This is a genomic window from Roseicyclus marinus (assembly GCF_036322625.1).
Taxonomy (GTDB): Bacteria; Pseudomonadota; Alphaproteobacteria; order Rhodobacterales; family Rhodobacteraceae; genus Roseicyclus; species Roseicyclus marinus_A.
In genome coordinates, this window is sequence record NZ_AP027266.1 from 2,122,778 (window position 1) to 2,141,102 (window position 18,325).

19 protein-coding genes are annotated in these 18,325 nt (G+C 65.7%); 14 read left to right on the forward strand and 5 right to left on the reverse strand.

The window, feature by feature from the left end:
* Nucleotides 1-24 precede the first annotated feature (24 nt).
* Nucleotides 25-282, forward strand: a complete 258-nt coding sequence (locus AABA51_RS10110; protein WP_338271659.1) for a BolA family protein — start codon at nucleotides 25-27, stop codon at nucleotides 280-282.
* An 86-nt stretch (nucleotides 283-368) separates the two neighbouring features.
* Here AABA51_RS10110 and AABA51_RS10115 read toward each other — a convergent pair whose 3' ends face one another.
* The 3 genes from AABA51_RS10115 to AABA51_RS10125 form a co-directional block, all read right to left on the reverse strand.
* Nucleotides 369-749 (reverse strand): DUF4177 domain-containing protein, encoded by a 381-nt coding sequence (locus AABA51_RS10115; RefSeq protein ID WP_338271660.1) that lies wholly within the window; start codon nucleotides 747-749, stop codon nucleotides 369-371.
* Nucleotides 750-831: 82 nt separating this feature from the next.
* Nucleotides 832-1,689 (reverse strand): transglycosylase SLT domain-containing protein, encoded by an 858-nt coding sequence (locus AABA51_RS10120; protein ID WP_338271661.1) that lies wholly within the window; start codon nucleotides 1,687-1,689, stop codon nucleotides 832-834.
* A gap of 94 nt (nucleotides 1,690-1,783) precedes the next feature.
* A complete protein-coding gene (locus AABA51_RS10125) occupies nucleotides 1,784-2,374 on the reverse strand; it encodes a transglycosylase SLT domain-containing protein (RefSeq protein ID WP_338271662.1) in 591 nt (196 codons plus the stop codon).
* 182 nt (nucleotides 2,375-2,556) lie between these two features.
* Between AABA51_RS10125 and gatB the strand changes: the two genes are divergently transcribed.
* The 13 genes from gatB to AABA51_RS10190 all read left to right on the forward strand — a co-directional run bounded on the left by gatB (nucleotide 2,557) and on the right by AABA51_RS10190 (nucleotide 16,426).
* Nucleotides 2,557-4,098, forward strand: a complete 1,542-nt coding sequence (gene gatB, locus AABA51_RS10130) for an Asp-tRNA(Asn)/Glu-tRNA(Gln) amidotransferase subunit GatB (RefSeq protein ID WP_338271663.1) — start codon at nucleotides 2,557-2,559, stop codon at nucleotides 4,096-4,098.
* A 136-nt stretch (nucleotides 4,099-4,234) separates the two neighbouring features.
* Nucleotides 4,235-5,128: an alpha/beta fold hydrolase gene (locus AABA51_RS10135; RefSeq protein WP_338271664.1), complete on the forward strand. Its 894-nt coding sequence runs from the start codon at nucleotides 4,235-4,237 to the stop codon at nucleotides 5,126-5,128.
* A 220-nt stretch (nucleotides 5,129-5,348) separates the two neighbouring features.
* Complete coding sequence (locus tag AABA51_RS10140) at nucleotides 5,349-6,263, forward strand: 5-bromo-4-chloroindolyl phosphate hydrolysis family protein (RefSeq protein WP_338271665.1); 915 nt, start codon at nucleotides 5,349-5,351, stop codon at nucleotides 6,261-6,263.
* 11 nt (nucleotides 6,264-6,274) lie between these two features.
* Nucleotides 6,275-7,480, forward strand: a complete 1,206-nt coding sequence (locus tag AABA51_RS10145; protein WP_338271666.1) for a toxic anion resistance protein — start codon at nucleotides 6,275-6,277, stop codon at nucleotides 7,478-7,480.
* 5 nt (nucleotides 7,481-7,485) lie between these two features.
* Nucleotides 7,486-8,424, forward strand: coding sequence for a DUF2927 domain-containing protein (locus AABA51_RS10150; protein ID WP_338271667.1), 939 nt, complete (start codon nucleotides 7,486-7,488; stop codon nucleotides 8,422-8,424).
* Nucleotides 8,425-8,548: 124 nt separating this feature from the next.
* Complete coding sequence (locus AABA51_RS10155) at nucleotides 8,549-9,655, forward strand: SPFH domain-containing protein (RefSeq protein WP_338271668.1); 1,107 nt, start codon at nucleotides 8,549-8,551, stop codon at nucleotides 9,653-9,655.
* Between the two features lie 94 nt (nucleotides 9,656-9,749).
* On the forward strand, nucleotides 9,750-10,904 hold the full coding sequence (locus AABA51_RS10160; protein ID WP_338271669.1) for a TFIIB-type zinc finger domain-containing protein: 1,155 nt from the start codon (nucleotides 9,750-9,752) through the stop codon (nucleotides 10,902-10,904).
* Nucleotides 10,905-10,982: 78 nt separating this feature from the next.
* Nucleotides 10,983-11,909, forward strand: coding sequence for a carbohydrate kinase family protein (locus AABA51_RS10165; protein WP_338276524.1), 927 nt, complete (start codon nucleotides 10,983-10,985; stop codon nucleotides 11,907-11,909).
* Nucleotides 11,906-12,343, forward strand: a complete 438-nt coding sequence (gene dtd / locus AABA51_RS10170) for a D-aminoacyl-tRNA deacylase (RefSeq protein WP_338271670.1) — start codon at nucleotides 11,906-11,908, stop codon at nucleotides 12,341-12,343. Before AABA51_RS10165 ends, dtd begins: the two co-directional genes overlap by 4 nt.
* 115 nt (nucleotides 12,344-12,458) lie before the next feature.
* Nucleotides 12,459-13,886 (forward strand): circularly permuted type 2 ATP-grasp protein, encoded by a 1,428-nt coding sequence (locus AABA51_RS10175; RefSeq protein ID WP_338271671.1) that lies wholly within the window; start codon nucleotides 12,459-12,461, stop codon nucleotides 13,884-13,886.
* Nucleotides 13,887-13,890: 4 nt separating this feature from the next.
* The gene (locus tag AABA51_RS10180) at nucleotides 13,891-14,832 is read left to right on the forward strand and encodes an alpha-E domain-containing protein (RefSeq protein WP_338271672.1); all 942 of its coding nucleotides are present in this window, start codon (nucleotides 13,891-13,893) and stop codon (nucleotides 14,830-14,832) included.
* A 4-nt stretch (nucleotides 14,833-14,836) separates the two neighbouring features.
* Nucleotides 14,837-15,640, forward strand: coding sequence for a transglutaminase family protein (locus AABA51_RS10185; RefSeq protein ID WP_338271673.1), 804 nt, complete (start codon nucleotides 14,837-14,839; stop codon nucleotides 15,638-15,640).
* A 45-nt stretch (nucleotides 15,641-15,685) separates the two neighbouring features.
* Nucleotides 15,686-16,426 (forward strand): proteasome-type protease, encoded by a 741-nt coding sequence (locus tag AABA51_RS10190; protein WP_338271674.1) that lies wholly within the window; start codon nucleotides 15,686-15,688, stop codon nucleotides 16,424-16,426.
* Between the two features lie 93 nt (nucleotides 16,427-16,519).
* Here AABA51_RS10190 and AABA51_RS10195 read toward each other — a convergent pair whose 3' ends face one another.
* Together AABA51_RS10195 and dksA are read right to left on the reverse strand one after the other, a co-directional pair.
* A complete protein-coding gene (locus tag AABA51_RS10195; protein WP_338271675.1) occupies nucleotides 16,520-17,710 on the reverse strand; it encodes an FAD-dependent monooxygenase in 1,191 nt (396 codons plus the stop codon).
* Between the two features lie 52 nt (nucleotides 17,711-17,762).
* On the reverse strand, nucleotides 17,763-18,230 hold the full coding sequence (dksA, locus tag AABA51_RS10200; protein ID WP_338271676.1) for an RNA polymerase-binding protein DksA: 468 nt from the start codon (nucleotides 18,228-18,230) through the stop codon (nucleotides 17,763-17,765).
* Between the last annotated feature and the right edge of the window lie 95 nt (nucleotides 18,231-18,325).

An 18,325-nucleotide genomic window follows, 5' to 3' on the forward strand; every position in this document is an offset into this window, starting at 1 on the left:
CCCGGGCGGGAAAAGGTGAAAAACATGACACGAACCCAACGGATCGAAGCCCGGCTTCGCGACGCCTTCCAGCCGCGGCTCCTGGAGGTGGTGGATGAAAGCGAGCGCCACCGCGGCCATGCGGGCTACCAGGACGGGGGCGAAAGCCATTTCCACGTGACGATCGCGGCCGATGCCTTTGCCGGGTTGAACCGCATCGCGCGCCACCGGGCAATCCATGCAGCACTTGGCAAGGAGCTGGTCGCGGAAATCCACGCGCTGGGGCTGAGCGTCAGCGATTAGAGCCTATCGCGCAAAGGTGGGAACCGGGTTTGCGCGCCCCGGACATGCGACATCAAAAGGTTGGAGCGCGCTGCGGTCCCGTGCCGTCACGCGCCGCTCTCCTTGCGCCCCTCCTCGGGCGCGGGGGCGAAGAGATTGGCAAGGCTCGCTTCCTCTGCGGGGGCGTCGTCCTCGCGCGCCACCTCGCGGCGCAAGGGCGGGGCCTCGACCCGAGCACGGGGCGTTTCCGCCCCCTCGGGCAGGGCGCGCCGGAACACCAGAAGCGTGCGATAGGTCGTCGTGCGCGACATCAGCCCCTTGCGCACCTCTTCGGGCAGGATATCGGCCCGCAGGTAATCCCAACCCTTCGCGCCCATGGCGTTCATCACATCCTCGAGCGTCGCCGCGAAATTCGCGGCCCCTTTCAGGCCCTTGTGCCGGCTGGCTTTCTGGGGGGCGGGAACGAGCTTGTATTCGTAGCGGGGCATCGTCGGTCCTTGCTGATCTGTCCCGATCTAACCGCGCGACAGCACGACGGGCAAGTCCGCATCGGGCAAGACGGACAGCGGCTCAGCGCGCGGCGATCTGGCGGGCCTCCGGCGGACCGGGGCGCGGGCGCGGTGGCTGGGCCATGCGACCGGGGGCAGACGGGGCATTGTCGGGCCGCATCACGGGACGGAGAGGCAGGCGGCAATAGTCCTGCCCCCGGACCCAGTTGCGCATGTCCTCCCGCTTGCGGCGGGAATGGAACGGGCCCCAATCGGCGGCGACCCCGCGCATCCCCTCGGCGATCACGCCGTCGCGCGGCACGGTGATCGCCATGATGCGGATGCCGCAGCGCAGATTGGCGGGCCCGTCGAGCAGCGCCTCGCCGGTGCCGACCTGGCAATTGCGCCATTGCGCGGTGCCCGGCGCGATCTGCACCAGCCCGAACCAGCGCCCATCGCCGCCCACGGCACGCGGATCATGGGTGCTTTCATGCCAGGCCAGCGTCGATACCAGCCCCGCCCAAAAGGCCGCGCGCTGTTCGGGATCGCCCCCCGGATAGGCCGGGCACCACTCCGCGATGTCGCGCGGCACCACGTCGAGCAGGGGCGCCCCCGGCCCGCGCAGCGCGGACATGACGGCGGCGCTCCAGCGAGGCCCGCGCGGATGCGCGTCCCAGCGCAGGCGCGGAATGTCCCAGCTGTCGCGCATCCTTGGCCTGAGGCTGCGGTCGGGGGCCAGCGCGATCCGGCCCAGCGGCCTGTCGCCGGGGCGCGGGCGCGGGACAATGCGGGGCGGATCGGGAAAGGCGGCCTGCATCTGCGCCACCGTGACGGAGCCCGACGCCTCCGACGCGGGCAGAGGTTCTGCTCCTGCCGGCAGCACGAGCCTGACGCCGGACAAGGCAAGACCAACAACGAACAGGACGCAAAACCGCGTCACGCGTCTCCTCCCCAGGCAGCGCACCCGGTCGAGATTGCCTGCCCGAACCCTGTCTTGCAAGGAAAACGCGCGCAGGGCCCCGCGATCGCGCGTCTCAGGACTGGCAATAGGCCTGGCTGCTGACCCAGTTGCGGATCTCTTCGCGCTTGCTGGCCTGGCTGGGATGGAGCGGCCCCCAATCGGCCGCAACCCCCCGCGTCCCTTCCGAGATCACGCCATCGCGCGGCACGGTCGTGGCCCAGATCCTCAGCGCGCAGCTGACATTGGCCCCGCCATCGAGCAATGCATCCCCGCTCGTGGCCGCGCAGCCGTAATGCCGTGCGGTGGCGGGGCTGATCTGCACCAGCCCGAACCAGCGCCCGCCCCCGCCCACGGCCCGTTCGTTCCACGTGCTTTCATGGCGTGCCAGCGCCGACAAAAGCCCGAGCCAAAAGGCGGCGCGCTCTTCCTCGGTCGCATCCGGGTAACCGGGGCACCACGCGTCGATATCGGCGGGCACCAAATCGGGCAGGACGGCGGCATGGGTGTCGAGCGCCGCAAAACCCCGCGCCTCCCATTCCTGCGATTGGGGCACATGGTCCCAGGCCATCGCCGTGGTCTCGAGCGTGCGATCGGCCGAAATCGCCCCGCAAGACGACATGAACAGGCCAAGGGCTGCAAGGGATGCGAAACGGAATGGGGTCATGCGACAGGGGACCTGGACTGTTACGGACGCCATCCTGTGGGCGCGCACAGCGCCCCCTGGCAAGCGCGCAGGCCGCGGGGCAGTCTTTTCGGCGGTCAACCGCCGATCCGGCCATGGCGGCGGGCCTTGCCCCGCTGCGCGCGCTGACCTAAACGCATCCCGCACGGCTGACGGAGGCACGGATGCTCGACCTGACCTATCAGACCCCGAAACCCAAGGTGATCGCGGGCGCGAAACACGATTGGGAACTGGTGATCGGCATGGAGGTTCATGCCCAGGTTTCCTCGCAATCCAAGCTCTTCTCGGGGGCCTCGACCCGCTTTGGCGCGGAACCCAATTCCAACGTCGCCTTCGTCGATGCGGGCATGCCCGGCATGTTGCCCGTGATCAACGAATTCTGCGTGGCCCAGGCCGTGCGCACGGGTCTGGGGCTCAAGGCCGCGATCAACCTGCGCTCGGCCTTCGACCGCAAGAATTACTTCTATCCCGACCTGCCGCAGGGCTACCAGATCAGCCAGCTCTACCACCCCATCGTGGGCGAGGGCGAAGTGCTCGTGGAACTGGGCGATGGCACCGCGCGGATCGTGCGGATCGAACGCATCCATCTCGAACAGGATGCGGGCAAATCGATCCATGACATGGACCCGGCGCTCTCCTTCGTCGATCTGAACCGGACCGGCGTGGCGTTGATGGAAATCGTCAGCCGCCCCGACATTCGCGGCCCCGAAGAGGCGGCGGCCTATGTCGCCAAGCTGCGCCAGATCATGCTCTACCTGGGCACCTGCGACGGCAACATGCAAAACGGCAACCTGCGCGCGGATGTGAACGTCTCCGTTTGTCTGCCCGGCGCTTATGAGCGTTACCAGGACAGCCAGGATTTCAGCCATCTCGGCACGCGCTGCGAGATCAAGAACATGAACTCGCTGCGCTTTATCCAAGCCGCCATCGACTACGAGGCGCGCCGCCAGATCGCCATTCTGGAAGCGGGCGGAAAGATCGATCAGGAAACCCGCCTCTACGATCCCGACAAGGGCGAGACGCGCTCCATGCGCTCCAAGGAAGAGGCGCATGATTACCGCTACTTCCCCGATCCCGATCTGCTGCCGCTCGAGATCGAACAGGCCTGGGTCGATGACATCGCGGCCAACCTGCCCGAATTGCCCGACGCGAAAAAGGCGCGTTTCCTGGGCGATTACGGCTTGTCGGATTACGACGCGAGCGTTCTGACCGCCGATCTGGATGCCGCCCATTACTTCGAAGCGGTGGTGGCCGATGTCGCGCCGGAGGGCGCGCAAACGCAAAACAGTGACGGCAAGATGGCCGCGAACTGGGTCATCAACGAGCTCTTTGGCCGTCTGAAAAAGGACGAGGCCGACATCACCGCAAGCCCCGTCAGCCCCGCGCAGCTGGGCGGCATCATCCGGCTGATCAAATCGGGCGACATCTCGGGCAAGATCGCCAAGGACCTCTTCGAGATCGTCTATACCGAAGGCGGCGATCCGGCCCAGATCGTCGAGGCGCGCGGGATGAAGCAGGTGACCGACACCGGCGCGATCGAAGCCGCCGTCGACCAGATCATCGCCGAGAACCCCGCGCAGGTCGAAAAGGCCAAGCAGAACCCCAAGCTCGCGGGCTGGTTCGTGGGCCAGGTGATGAAGGCGACAGGCGGCAAGGCGAACCCCGCCGCCGTCAACGAATTGGTAACGGCCAAGCTCGGTTTGTGAACCTTTCGGCAAGAAACGGGCCGGTTTGCTAACCTTTCGGCAAGCTTTGAGCTGTCACGCATCTGTCGCGCCACCTTAACGCCGGTGTCGCGCAAACCGCCTAGAACACCCCCCAGATATGGTAGGGGGGATCGGCATGGCGCTGGTGTCCGTGAACGCGACGGAAACGGGCTGGAGCTCTGCCACGCCACTGGCAGAGAGCCTGATCGCCCTGCCCCGCAACGCGCCCGTCGTGATCATGATCCACGGCTTCCGCTTCTCGCCATGGGTGGCGGGCGAAGACCCCCACCACCACATCTTGTCACTGACCCCCGCGCGCAGCTGCTGGAAGGCCGTCAGCTGGCCCCGACACCTCCGGCTGGACCGACCCGGCGCCGGTTTGGGCCTCGGCTTTGGCTGGCATGCGCGCGGAAACTTGCCCCAGGTCGCGCGGCGCGCTTTCGGCATCGGGCGCAGCCTTGCGGGCCTGATCACGGCGATCCGCGCGCTGCGCCCCGATCTGGCGGTCCATATCCTTGCCCATTCGCTCGGCGCCCGTGTCGCGCTGGCGGCATTGGCGCATGTGGGCCCGGGGGCGATCCGCCGTATCATCTTGATGTCAGGGGCAGAATACCGCAGCCATGCCCAGTGCGCGATGGCCGGCCCCGGTGCGCGCGGGGTCGAGATCGTGAATGTGACCACCCGCGAAAACGCGCTTTTCGATGCGCTTTTCCGCCTCGGCGTTGCGGCCCCATCGGTGCGCGACTGGCCGATTTCCTCGGGGCTATCGGGGCATCCGGGCTGGACCGATCTGCGGGTCGATTGCCCGCAGAGCTTGGCGGTCCTCGCCTCTGCGGGCTATCCTACCCGACCGCCCGCGACGCGCGTGTGCCATTGGTCGACCTACCTGCGCCCGGGATTATTCCCCCTTTACAGGGACTTGTGCGATCCCTCGCGGCGTGATCCGCTGCCTGCCCTGCGCGCAAGCCTGCCCCGTCCAGCCCCGCGGCAAAGCGGCAGAGCACCGGCCCCGCAGCTGTCCCCCTTGTGACAACGGCGCGCAATGCCGATGTGATCCGAACGGCGGGAAACCACCACCTGCCCTTAGAACATCTGGTTTTTGTGGAAAAAGCTTCCTAACGTAACGATCGAGGGCGACGACTAACCAATGGGGTCGAGATGAGTTCCAGTTTCTTGCAGGGCGCGGCCTTTTTTGCCCTCGTCGTTGTCACCGTCATGGCCGCTTTCGGCGGCTTCGGGGTGCTCTAGAGATGTCGAAACGCTTTGGCGGAGAATTCAGCCCCACCGGCCCGCGCGACGCCGGCAGACCGCGCGAAACGGTGACGGCACAACGGCTCGAAGTGCCAAGTTTCAAAGGCCGCAAACCCATGCGGCACGGGGCCAAGCTCAACATCTTGTTCCTTTTGCCGCTGGTTGCGGCAGGTGTCGCCCTGTTTCAACCGGTGTCGGGATTGGCGGTCGATCTGGCAGGGGCTGCGGCGCTGATGCTGTCGGCATGGCTGACGCGCGACGGGGTCCGGGCCGAGGATGCCTTTGACGAACGCAAGGTGGCTCGCCGCCCCGCCATCCCGCGCAAGATCTTCGGTTCCGTCCTGACGGGGGCGGGCGTTGGGCTTTTGATCTTTGGCGGTCAGTGGAACATGGCCGCAGCCCTCATCATGGGCCTGATCGCGGGGGCGCTTCATCTTGCCTCCTTCGGGCTTGATCCCCTGTCGGACAAGGGGCTCGAAGGGCTCGACCGCCGCGAAACCGACCGCATCGCCCGCAAGATCGAGGAGGCCGAAGCGGTGCTGGCCCAGATGACCGACGCCATCAAGCGCGCGCGCGACCGCCAGCTGGAGGCGCGGGTTCAGGCCTTCGAGGAAACCGTCCGCCAGATGTTCCGGCAGGTCGAAGCCGATCCGCGCGATCTGACCGCAGCGCGGCGCTATCTTGGCGTCTACCTGCAAGGGGCGCGGGATGCGACGGTGCAATTCGTCGAGCTTTATGCGCGGGGCCGCGACACGCAGGTCCGCGCCGATTACGAGGCGTTCCTGACGGATATGGAAACCAATTTCGCCAAGCGGACAACGGCCATGTTGACCGATGACCGCACCAATTTCGACGTGGAGATCGAGGTCCTGAGGGACCGATTGACCCGCGAAAACCTGCGTATCGAGGGATAAGGACCAAGAAAATGACCACGACCATCCGCCAACAGGCCGAAGAAGCGACCAAGCTCGTCGAGGAAATCAACGCCGTGGTTCTGCTCGAACCTTCGGCCGATCTTGTGCCCCTGCCCGAGGCAGACGCCCCCACCGCCGAGGAAATCCGCAAGCGCGTGGCCGAGATCGACATGACCGACACGAATTCCATCGTCACCTTCGGCTCGGCGGCGCAGGCCGAATTGCAGCAGATCAGCCAGGCGATGCTGCAAGGCGTCAAGAACAAGGATGTTGGCCCCGCAGGCGACAGCTTGCGCGAGATCGTGGGCACGATCCGGGGCTTTTCGGTCGATGAACTGGACCCCAACCGCAAGCAGAGCTGGTGGGAACGCCTGTTCGGCAAGGCCAAGCCGATCCACAATTTCATGGCGCGCTACGAACAGGTGCAGGACCAGATCGACCGCATCACCGAGAACCTGCTCAGCCACGAGCATACCTTGATGAAAGACATCAAGTCGCTCGACAAGCTCTACGAAAAGACGCTCGATTTCTACCACGAGCTCGCGCTCTACATCGCCGCGGGCGAGGAAAAACTGCGCGAGCTGGATCAGGACACGATCCCCGCCAAGGAGGCCGAGGTGCAGGCCGCCCCCGAGGATGACCAGGTCATCAAGGCGCAGGAATTGCGCGACCTGCGCGCCGCCCGCGACGATCTGGAGCGCCGCGTGCATGACCTGAAACTGACGCGGCAGGTCACGATGCAATCCCTGCCCTCGATCCGGCTGGTTCAGGAAAACGACAAGAGCCTTGTCACCAAGATCAATTCGACCCTCGTGAATACCGTGCCGCTGTGGGAAACGCAGCTGGCGCAGGCGGTCACGATCCAGCGCTCGACCGAAGCGGCCCGCGCGGTGCGCGAGGCGACCGACCTGACCAACGAGCTGTTGCAGCAAAACGCGGCCAACCTGCGCGAAAGCAACCGGATCGTGCGCGAGGAAATGGAACGTGGCGTTTTCGACATCGAGGCGGTCAAGGCCGCCAATGCCGAGCTGATCGCCACGATCGAGGAAAGCCTCCAGATCGCCGACGAGGGCAAGCGCCGCCGGGCCGAGGCCGAAGCCGAAATGCAGCGGATGGAGGCGGAATTGCGCGACACGCTCTCGGCTGCCTCCGCGCGCGCCTCGCAGGCGGCATCGGGTGCGACCGGCTCGGGCGCAACGCCGCCCCCTGCCCCCTGATCCGCATGATGCCGCTGCGCAAATCCCTTGTCTTGTTGAGTGCAGCGGCCCTTGCGGTGTCGGGCTGCGTGTCTGCCGTCGCGCCGCCCGACATCTCGCCCCGACCCGAAGAACGGGTCGAGGCGCCGCAACAATCCCCCGAAAGCCTTGCCCTTGCGCGCTATTATCAGGGGATCGAGGTTCGGCTGACGCAAGATGGATTGCTGCGCACCGACAGCGGCCAAAGGGATGCCCCCTTTTCCGCCGCGATGCTGGCGGCCAATTTCGAACGGATCGCGCTTTACGACGAATATGCCCTGATCGGCGGGCGTTTCGTGCAGCAACAGACGCCTGCGCGCCTGCGCCGCTGGGAACAGCCCGTGCGCATACAGCCCCATTTCGGCCGCTTGGTCGATCCTGCGCAGCAGGCCGAGGATCGGGCGATCCTGACCACCTATGCCACGCGGCTTGCCCGCGCGACGGGTCATCCCGTCTCGACCGTGCGGACAGGGGGCAATTTCCATGTGCTCTACCTTGGCCGGGACGATCTGCGCGAGGTGGGCGATCTGGTGCGCAGCCTTGTGCCCGGCATCGGCGCGGAGGTCGTGGCCGAGATCGAGAACCTGCCACGGTCGACCTTCTGTTCGGTCTACGCCTTTTCCGAGGCTGGCGGCCGCTCCGTCTATGTGGCGGCCATTGCCATCATCCGTGACGAACACCCGTCACTTCTGCGCCGCTCCTGCGTTCACGAGGAAGTCGCCCAAGGCTTGGGCCTGCCCAATGACAGCCCCGCCGCGCGCCCGTCGATCTTCAACGACGACGAGGAATTCGCGCTTTTGACACGGCATGACGAATTGCTTTTGCAGATGCTCTACGATCCGCGCCTGAGCCCCGGCCTGCGCCCCGAAGAGGCGCGCCCGACTTTGCGCCAGATCGCCCAAGAGCTTGTCGGAGGGTCCAGTTGATACCTTTGCCCGATCACCGCAACCACGGGGCAGCGCGAGTTTGCCCGCATTGCCTGTAGCGACACCGACGGGCAGCCTGTATCATCTTTCGCGACAAACAGCCTTTTCGACAGGGGATTGCCAGATGCCGATCATGGATTTTCTCAGGGGTCAGTTCATCGATGTCATCGAATGGACCGACGACACCCGCGACACGATGGTCTACCGGTTCGAGCGCTACGGCAATGAAATCAAGTATGGTGCCAAGCTGACGGTCCGCGAAGGGCAGACGGCGGTTTTCGTCCACGAGGGGCAGCTCGCGGATGTCTTCACCCCCGGTCTCTACATGCTCGAGACCAACAACATGCCGATCATGACGACCCTCCAGCATTGGGACCATGGGTTCGCCTCGCCGTTCAAATCCGAGATCTACTTCATCTCGACCGCACGGTTCACCGATCTGAAATGGGGCACAAAGAACCCGATCATGCTGCGCGACCCGGAATTCGGGCCGACCCGCATCCGCGCCTTTGGCACCTATACGGTGCGCGTCGCCGATGCCGCGCGCTTCATGACCGAGATCGTGGGCACGGATGGCGAATTCACCACCGACGAGATCACCAACCAGATCCGCAACATCATCGTGCAGCAATTCAGCCAGGTCGTGGCGGGATCGGGCATCCCGGTGCTCGACATGGCGGCCAATACCGGCGAATTCGGCAAGATCGTCGCCGACCGGATTTCGGCCACGATCACCGAATACGGCCTGACGCTGCCCGAGCTTTACATCGAGAACATCTCGCTTCCGCCCGCCGTGGAAGAGGCGCTGGACAAGCGGACCTCGATGGGGGTCGTGGGCGATCTGAACAAATACACCCAATTCCAGACCGCCGAGGCGATGCGCGCTGCCGCCGACAACCCCGGCGGCGGCGGCATGGGCGAAGGTCTGGGCATGGGGATGGGCATGGCGATGGCCCAGGGCCTGACGCAGGCGATGGGGGGCGGCCGGGCCGCCGCACCCGCAGCCCCGCCGCCCCCGCCCGTCGAACATGTCTGGCACATCGCGGTGAACGGTCAGACAAGCGGGCCGTTTTCCAAGGCCGATCTTGGCCGCATGGCCCAAAGCGGCGAATTGACCCGCCAGACCCATGTCTGGACCGCCGGTCAGGACGGCTGGAAGATCGCCAATGACGTGCCGGAACTCGCGCAGCTTTTCACCGTCATGCCGCCGCCCCCGCCGCCGGGCGTGTGACCCCTGACGCGACACGGGCGGCACGCGGGATGCGGGCCGCCCCGGCGCACGCCCCATGACGCGCCAAAGCAGACCCCACGACGCGAAAGCCATCATGTCCGACAGTTTCGACAATGCCAAAGAGGCGGCACGCCCCGAGGATGAACACCGCTTTCCCTGCCCGCAATGCGGCTCGGACCTGCGGTTCGCGCCGACGGAGGGGAAACTGGTCTGCGACCATTGCGGCCACGAGGAACCGATCGAGGATGACCGCGCCGCAGGCCCATGGGGCGGGGATGCCCCCGCGCTCGTCGAACTGGATTACGAGGCGGCCATCGCGGCCCAGCTCCCCGCGCAGGAGATGGAGGAAACCCGCGTCAGCCAATGCCCGTCTTGCGGCGCACAGGTCAGTTTCGAGGGCGCGACCCATTCCGCCGAATGCCCGTTTTGCGCCACCCCCGTGGTGGCCGACACGGGCACCCATCGCCACATCAAGCCAAAGGGCGTGCTGCCCTTCAAACTGACCGAGAGACAGGCCCACGAGGCGATGAACGGCTGGCTCGGGCGGCTGTGGTTCGCGCCCAACGGGTTGCAGGAGTATGCCAAGAAGGGCCGCAAGATGGATGGCATCTACGTCCCCTACTGGACCTATGACGCCGATACGGCCACGAACTATCGCGGCCAGCGGGGCGATGCCTATTATGTCACCGTGCGCGGGCCGGACGGAAAATCGCGGCAGGAACGACGCATCCGCTGGAGCCGCCGCTCGGGCCGGGTGGCGCGGTTCTTCGACGATATCCTGATCCTTGCCTCGCGGTCCTTGCCCAAGCGTTTCACCGACCGGCTGGCGCCCTGGGACCTGAGCGAGCTTGACGCCTACAGGCCGGAATTCCTGTCCGGCTTCCGGGCCGAGGGCTACCAGGTCGAGCTGGCCGAAGGCTTCGAAGAGGCCAAGCAGGTGATGGAGGCGCAGATCCGGCAAGACATCCGCCGCGACATCGGCGGCGACGAACAGCGCATCGACCACATGCAGATCCGTATCGACGACGTGACCTTCAAACATGTCCTGCTGCCGGTCTGGCTCGCCGCCTACAAGTACCGGGGGCAGAGCTATCGCTTCGTCGTGAACGGTCAGACCGGAAAGGTGCAGGGCGAACGCCCCTGGTCCTGGATCAAGATCACGATCGCCGTGATCCTTGCGGCCATCGTGATCGGGGCGGGGCTCTATCTTTACGGGATGGCCGAAGGCGGCGGGACCGGGTTCAAGTAGGCAGCAGCCAACAAGGGACTGGTCTATGGGGCTCTCGCGCCTTAGTCAGGCAGGCGGGAAATGATGCGGAGAGATGCCATGCTCCTGTGCGCGGGCGAGGCCCTGATCGACATGCTGCCAAGACAGACCGAGGCCGGAGAGGCGGGTTTTGCCCCCTACCCCGGCGGTTCCGTCTTCAACACCGCCGTTGCCTCTGCGCGGCTCGGGCTTGAGACGCGGTTTTTCAGCGGCATCTCGACCGATCTGTTCGGGGAACGCCTGACCGCTGTTCTGACGGCATCGGGCGTCGACCACGGGCTTGCCGCGCGGTCCGACCGCCCGACGACGCTGGCCTTCGTGACGCTGACGAACGGGCAGGCAAGCTACGCCTTCTACGACGAGAACACGGCAGGCCGCATGCTGACGGAGGCCGATCTGCCCGCACTGCCCGATGCGGTTCGGGCCGTGTTCCTGGGGGGCATCAGCCTTGCCGTGGAACCCTGTGCGGAAGCCTATGCGGCCCTTGCCGCGCGGGCGAGTGCGGACCGGTTGGTGATGCTCGACCCCAATATCCGCCCCGGTTTCATCGCCGACGAGGCGCGCTTTCGCGCCCGGATGGACCGGCTCTTGGCCAGCGCCGATGTGGTCAAGATCTCGGATGAGGATATGGAATGGCTGATGGGGGCTGGCCCCCTGCCCGATCTGGCCGCAGCCCTTCTGGCCAAGGGGCCCGCGCTGGTCCTGGTGACCCAGGGGGCCGAGGGCGTCACGGCCTTTGGCGCGGGCGCGCCGCTTCATGCCCCGGCGCAAAAGGTCGAGGTGGTCGATACCGTCGGCGCGGGGGATACGTTCAACGCAGGCTTCCTTGCGGGGCTGGCCGATGCCGATGCGCTGGACAAGGCATCGGTGCGCGCAGGCCTGAAGCCCGAGACGCTGCGCGCAGCGCTCGATCTGGGCGTGCGCGCGGCCGCCGTCACCGTCACCCGCGCCGGGGCCAACCCGCCGCATCGCGCGGATCTGGCATGAGGGCCCTGGTCCAGCGCGTCACGCAGGCCCGCGTCGAGGTGGAGGGCATGCTGATCGGGCAGACCGGGCCGGGTCTCTTGATCCTTGTCTGCGCGATGCAGGGCGACACCGAGGCCGAGGCCGAAGCCCTGGCCGCCAAGGTGGCCAAGCTGCGCATCTTCAAGGACGAGGCGGGCAAGATGAACCGCTCGCTTCTGGATACGGGCGGCGGTGCCCTGGTCGTCAGCCAGTTCACCCTTGCCGCCGATACCCGCAGCGGCAACCGCCCCGGCTTTTCGACCGCTGCCCATCCGGCCTTGGGCGAAACGCTCTACCAGCATTTCGCAGCCACCCTCGCAGCCCTCGGCCCCAAGGTCGAAACCGGGCGCTTCGGGGCCGACATGGCGGTGACGCTGACCAATGACGGGCCAGTTACCATTTGGCTTGAAAATTAGGCAAATTGCCTAAACCCTGGGCAATGCCTAGGTCGGGCTGCGCAAAGCCCGCCATGCCACTGGCGCTCGTCGGCGGGCTTTGCGCCTATACGGACAGGGTTTTCGACGGAATGACATGACCGATACGCCACGCTTTTTCGATGAGATGCACAACGCCGGCGGTGCGCCGCGCCCGCCCTACGACACATATTGCAGCTGGTTCGGATCGGAGGATCTGCGCGACCTGCGCAAGAAATCGACGGATGCCGAACAATTCTTTCGGCGCACCGGCATCACCTTCAACGTCTATGGCCAGGCCGAGGCCGATGAACGGCTGATCCCTTTCGACATCGTGCCGCGGATCATTTCCGCCCGCGAATGGGCGCGGTTGACGCGCGGGATCGAGCAGCGCGTGCGCGCGATCAACGCCTTTCTCCACGACATCTACCACCGGCAGGAGATCCTGCGCGCAGGCCGCGTGCCGGTCGAGCTGATCGCGAAAAACGACGCCTTCCTGCCCCAGATGATCGGGATGGCCCCGCCCGGCAATGTCTACACCCATATCGTGGGCGTGGACCTGGTGCGGACAGGCGAAGATGATTTCTACGTGCTCGAGGACAATGCCCGCACGCCATCGGGCGTCAGCTACATGCTGGAGAACCGGGAAACCATGCTCCAGATGTTCCCGGAGCTGTTCACCCGCGTCAAGGTGCAGCCGGTGTCCGATTACCCGCGCGACCTGCGCCGGTCGCTTGCGGCCAGCGCGCCCCCGAATTGCTCGCCCGATTGCACGGTGGCGGTTCTGACGCCCGGCATCCACAACTCGGCCTATTTTGAACATGCGTTCCTGGCCGACCAGATGGGCGTGGAACTGGTCGAAGGGCACGACATCCGCATCACCGGCGGCAAGGTGCAGATGCGCACGACCCAAGGCTACAAGCCCATCGATGTGCTCTACCGCCGGGTCGACGATGATTTCCTCGACCCGCTCAATTTCCGCCCCGACAGCATGCTGGGCGTGCCGGGCATCATGGATGTCTACCGCGCGGGCGGCATCACCATCGCCAATGCGCCGGGCACGGGGATCGCGGATGACAAGGCGATCTACAGCTACATGCCCGATATCGTCGAATTCTACACCGGCGAGAAAGCCATCCTGCAAAACGTGCCGACATGGCGCTGTTCCGAACCCGATGCGCTGGCCTATGTGCTCGACCACCTGAGCGAGCTGGTGGTCAAGGAGGTGCATGGCTCGGGCGGCTACGGGATGCTGGTGGGGCCTGCCGCCTCGAAAAAGGAACTGGCGGCGTTTCGGGCCAAACTGATGTCGAAACCGGGCAATTACATCGCCCAGCCCACGCTTGCGCTTTCGACCGTGCCGATCCTGACCAAGGCGGGTCTGGCCCCGCGTCATGTCGATCTGCGCCCCTTCGTTCTGGTCGCGCCCGACAAGATCTCGATCACGCCGGGGGGGCTGACCCGCGTGGCGATCAAGAAGGGCAGTCTTGTCGTGAACTCGTCGCAGGGCGGCGGCACGAAAGACACCTGGGTGCTGGAGGAATAGGGCGATGCTGGGCAAGACCGCAGGCGGCCTCTTCTGGATGTTCCGCTATCTCGAACGCTCCGAAAACACCGCCCGCCTGATCGAGGCAGGCTTTCGCATCGCGCTGACGCGGGCCGATGGCGATGACGACGAATGGACAAGCGTGCTGCAGACCGCCGCCGTCGCGCATCTCTATTTCCAGAAGCACGAGCAGATCGAAGCCGCCAAGGCCATCGACTTCATGCTGCGCGACATGTCGAACCCGTCCTCCGTACTGTCGGCCATCGCCGCGGCCCGGATGAACGCGCGCCTGGTGCGCACCGCCATCACCCGCGAGGTCTGGGAGGCGGTCAACGACACCTACATGATCCTCAAGCGCGAACTGGCCCGCCCCGTGTCCGCGCGCGACCTGCCCGAGGTTCTGGCGCTGATCCGCCAGCAATCGGCCTTGGTGCGCGGCGCGATGCACGGCACGATGCTCAGAAACGACATCTTCGATTTCTGCCGCCTGGGCACATTCCTCGAACGCGCGGACAATACGGCGCGCATCCTGGACGTGAAATACTACGTCCTCTTGCCGTCGATCAGCCAGATCGGGTCGAGCCTCGACAACGTGCAATGGGAAACGATCCTGCGCTCGGTCGCGGGGATGCGTGCCTATCGCTGGATCACACAAGGGGAAACCAGCCCCATCGGGATCGCGGATTTCCTGATCTTCGACACGCGGATGCCGCGCAGCCTTGCGTTTTCGGTGGGCAAGATCGCCACCAATCTGGGCTATCTGGAACGCGCTTACGGCTTGCGCCACCCTTGTCACGACCAGATCGACGTGATCGCGGCACGGCTGACCCATGGCACGATCGACCGCGTTTTCGAGGATGGATTGCACGAATTCATCACCGATTTCCTGACCGACATCGCCCGCCTGGGGCAGCAGATCGAAACCGATTACAGGTTTCTGGGATGAGCCGATGCGCCTGAAGATCCTGCACACCACCACCTACCATTTCGACAGGCCGGTGCCCTACGGTCTGCAACAGCTGCGCCTTGTGCCCAAGAGCCGCGCGGGACAGGCCATCCTGACCTGGAAGATGGAGATCAAGGGCGGCACGCTTGAGACCGAGTTTACCGATCACCACCAGAACCGCGTGTCGCTGATTTCATTCGACAGCCAGGCGACCTCGATCGTCGTCCATTGCGAGGGCGAGGTGGAAACCGCCGACGTGGCGGGCGTGACGGGGCGGCATGCGGGCTTTGCGCCGCTGTGGTTCTTTCAGGGGGCGACCGATCTGACCCGCGCGGGGCCCAAGGTGCGCGCCCTTGTCCGGGGCCTGAAAGAAGAACAGCCCGAGGATATTCCGCGCCTTCATGCGCTTTCGGCCCGCGTGCTGGCCGCCGTGCCCTATACGCTCGGCGTCACGCATTCCGCCACGTCGGCCGAGGAAGCGGTCGATCACGGCGGCGGCGTCTGCCAGGATCACGCCCATATCTTCATCGCCGCAGCCCGGCACCTGGGCTATGCGGCGCGCTATGTCTCGGGCTATCTGATGATGGATGACCGCATCCACCAGGATGCCAGCCACGCCTGGGCCGAGGTGCATGTCGAACCGCTTGGCTGGGTGGGTTTCGACATCTCGAACGGCATTTCGCCCGATACGCGCTACGTGCGGGTCGCAACCGGTCTCGATTACCGCGATGCGGCCCCGGTCAGCGGCTTGCGCTTCGGAAGCTCTGGCGAAGCCATGTCCATCGACATACAGGTTCAGCAGCAGTAATCCTGACCGCGACAGGCGGGGCAGGCAGGGGATGGTGGCAGGCGCATGACCTATTGCGTGGGGCTCAAGCTCGACCGGGGGCTGGTATTCATGTCCGACACCCGCACCAATGCGGGCGTCGACAATATCAGCGTGTTCCGCAAGATGTTCATCTGGGACCGGCCCGGGGAACGGTCGGTCACGCTGATGACGGCGGGCAATCTTGCGACGACGCAAGCGGTCGTGTCGCTTCTGAACGAACGCGCCAAACCGGCCGAGGAACGCGGCGCGCCCTCGATCCTGGAAGCCGCATCGATGTTCCAGGTGGCCAAGCTGGTGGGCGAAACCCTGCGCGAGGTCATCGTGGAGCAATCGGGCCGCATGGGGATGCAGGCCGATAGCCCGTTTTCCGCCACGCTCATCCTTGGCGGGCAGGTCCATGGCGGTGAACCCCGGCTCTTCATGATCTACCCCGAGGGCAATTTCGTGGAAGCCAGCGCCGACACGCCCTTTTTCCAGATCGGCGAGACGAAATACGGCAAGCCGATCCTGGTGCGCGCCTATGATCCGGGCATGAGTTTCGAGGATGCGGTGAAGCTTTTGATGCTGAGCTTCGATTCGACGATCAAGGCCAACCTGTCGGTCAGCCTGCCGCTCGATCTGCATCTCTACGAGGCCGACAGTCTCAAGACGGGCCGCGTCCACCGGATCGAACGCGACGATCCTTTCTACGAGATGATTTCCTCGGGCTGGGGTGAGGCGCTCAGGGCGGCCTTCGACCGGTTGCCGGCCTATCGGTTGGAATGAGGGTCGGGTGGTGCGCCGTGACAGGCGCACCCTACAAGGCCGCGAGGGGAACCGTAGGGTGTGCCTTCAGGCGCACCACCCTTCCCCGCCCCGTCACGCGGTCACGTCGAACCGATGCACCCAATCGAATTTTCCCGCCACCACATGCGGCGCAACCCGTTGCGCGGCGCGCAGCGCCGTATGGGCGGCAAAGCGGAACGGGCCGGGGCGCAGGTGATAATTCTCGGCATTGTCATTGGCCGCCTGCACGATCCGCGCGCAACGCGGGCGGCGCAGCGCCTCGTAGCGGGCCAGCCCTTCGCGCGTCTCGGGCTCCTCCGACAGGCAGCGGGCCAGGACATAGGCATCCTCGAGCGCCATGTTCGCGCCCTGCGCCAGAAAGGGCAGCGTCGGATGCGCCGCATCGCCCAAGAGCGCAAGCCGATCATCCTGCCAGACCTGCGCGACCGGATGACGGAACAGGCCCCACAAGAACACATCCTCCGCCCGGTCCAGCAGGTCGCGCAATTCGGGGCAGAAATCGGTAAAGGCGCGCGCCATCCGCGCGGGGTCGTCGCGGTGGTTCCACCCTTCGGCGGCCCAACCGTCGCGTTCCTCGACCGCCACGATATTCACCAGCAGCCGGTCGCGCAGCGGGTAGCGCACCACGTGCCGCCCCGGCCCCATGAAAACATGGGCCTCGGGTGCCATGGGTTCATCCACCGGAATGGTGCAGCGCCACGCCACCTGTCCGGTGAAAAAGGGGCGTGACTTGGGATTGAGCGCCAGTCGCGCGGGCGAATGCAATCCATCCGCCGCGATGGTCAGGCCATGGGTCTCGACCGTGCCATCGGCAAGCGTCACCTCCGTCGCCATCGGCCCCTGCGTGATGGCGGAAACCCTGACACCCAGCCGGATCGTGACACCCCGCGCCGCGCATTCCCGGGCCAGAAGCCCGACCAGATCGGCGCGATGCACCAGGTGCCAGGGCTGATCGGGCCGCGTGAGGGGCATGGTGAACACCTCGGCCCCGCGTCGGAAATCGCGCAGGCGTACGGCTTGCGACCGGGGGCTGAGGGCGGCCAGCGCCTCGGCCAGGCCCAGGGCTTGCAGCACGCGCCAGCCATTGGGGCTGATCTGGATGCCTGCGCCGACCTCGGTGATCTCGGGGGCCTGTTCGAGCACGGTCACGACCGCCCCGCGCGCGGCCAGCGCCAGGGCGGCGGACAGCCCACCGATCCCGCCGCCGACGATCGTCACCTCTTGCCCGATCAGCATGTCATCCCCCGATGCGAAAAAGGGCACCCCGAAGGATGCCCCTGTCTTGTTCCAGCCCGATGGCCGAAAGGCAGCGCGGTCAGTCGTCGCGATGCACTTTCTCGCGGCGTTCGTGACGTTCCTGCGCCTCGAGGCTCATCGTGGCGATGGGGCGCGCATCCAGCCGCTTGAGGCTGATGGGTTCGCCCGTCACCTCGCAATAGCCGTATTCGCCCTCTTCGATGCGGCGCAGCGCGCTGTCGATCTTGGCGATGAGCTTGCGCTGGCGATCCCGGGTGCGCAATTCGAGCGCCCGGTCGGTTTCCTCGCTCGCGCGGTCGGCGATATCGGGAATGTTGCGCGTGCCGTCCTGAAGCGCCTCGACCGTGGTCCGGCTTTCGTCCAGCAACTCGTTCTTCCAGGTGATCAGCTTTCGCCGGAAATATTCGAGCTGACGCTCGTTCATGAAAGGTTCGTCCTCCGCGGGACGGTAATCCTCGGGCAGAAAAATCTCGGCCTTCATGTCGCTCCCCTCAGCGAAGCCGGCGTCGTCTTGTCGGTCTGGCATGACACCCTTCCGGCCCCTCGCCGCCCGATTACTAGACCGCGCGCGGCTTGTCGACACTCTAATGCGTGGGCCATGGCAATCCGGCCCATCGGCAA

What these genes read in the sequence shown, in the direction of transcription:
- AABA51_RS10155 (WP_338271668.1), top strand. Translation starts at nt 8,549, where the DNA reads ATGCCGATCATGGATTTTCTCAGGGGTCAGTTCATCGATGTCATCGAA.
- AABA51_RS10160 (WP_338271669.1), top strand. Translation starts at nt 9,750, where the DNA reads ATGTCCGACAGTTTCGACAATGCCAAAGAGGCGGCACGCCCCGAGGAT.
- AABA51_RS10165 (WP_338276524.1), top strand. Translation starts at nt 10,983, where the DNA reads ATGCTCCTGTGCGCGGGCGAGGCCCTGATCGACATGCTGCCAAGACAG.
- AABA51_RS10135 (WP_338271664.1), top strand. Translation starts at nt 4,235, where the DNA reads ATGGCGCTGGTGTCCGTGAACGCGACGGAAACGGGCTGGAGCTCTGCC.
- AABA51_RS10125 (WP_338271662.1), bottom strand. Translation starts at nt 2,374, where the DNA reads ATGACCCCATTCCGTTTCGCATCCCTTGCAGCCCTTGGCCTGTTCATG.
- AABA51_RS10110 (WP_338271659.1), top strand. Translation starts at nt 25, where the DNA reads ATGACACGAACCCAACGGATCGAAGCCCGGCTTCGCGACGCCTTCCAG.
- AABA51_RS10180 (WP_338271672.1), top strand. Translation starts at nt 13,891, where the DNA reads ATGCTGGGCAAGACCGCAGGCGGCCTCTTCTGGATGTTCCGCTATCTC.
- gatB (WP_338271663.1), top strand. Translation starts at nt 2,557, where the DNA reads ATGCTCGACCTGACCTATCAGACCCCGAAACCCAAGGTGATCGCGGGC.
- AABA51_RS10145 (WP_338271666.1), top strand. Translation starts at nt 6,275, where the DNA reads ATGACCACGACCATCCGCCAACAGGCCGAAGAAGCGACCAAGCTCGTC.
- AABA51_RS10185 (WP_338271673.1), top strand. Translation starts at nt 14,837, where the DNA reads ATGCGCCTGAAGATCCTGCACACCACCACCTACCATTTCGACAGGCCG.
- AABA51_RS10140 (WP_338271665.1), top strand. Translation starts at nt 5,349, where the DNA reads ATGTCGAAACGCTTTGGCGGAGAATTCAGCCCCACCGGCCCGCGCGAC.
- AABA51_RS10190 (WP_338271674.1), top strand. Translation starts at nt 15,686, where the DNA reads ATGACCTATTGCGTGGGGCTCAAGCTCGACCGGGGGCTGGTATTCATG.
- AABA51_RS10115 (WP_338271660.1), bottom strand. Translation starts at nt 749, where the DNA reads ATGCCCCGCTACGAATACAAGCTCGTTCCCGCCCCCCAGAAAGCCAGC.
- dtd (WP_338271670.1), top strand. Translation starts at nt 11,906, where the DNA reads ATGAGGGCCCTGGTCCAGCGCGTCACGCAGGCCCGCGTCGAGGTGGAG.
- dksA (WP_338271676.1), bottom strand. Translation starts at nt 18,230, where the DNA reads ATGCCAGACCGACAAGACGACGCCGGCTTCGCTGAGGGGAGCGACATG.
- AABA51_RS10175 (WP_338271671.1), top strand. Translation starts at nt 12,459, where the DNA reads ATGACCGATACGCCACGCTTTTTCGATGAGATGCACAACGCCGGCGGT.
- AABA51_RS10150 (WP_338271667.1), top strand. Translation starts at nt 7,486, where the DNA reads ATGATGCCGCTGCGCAAATCCCTTGTCTTGTTGAGTGCAGCGGCCCTT.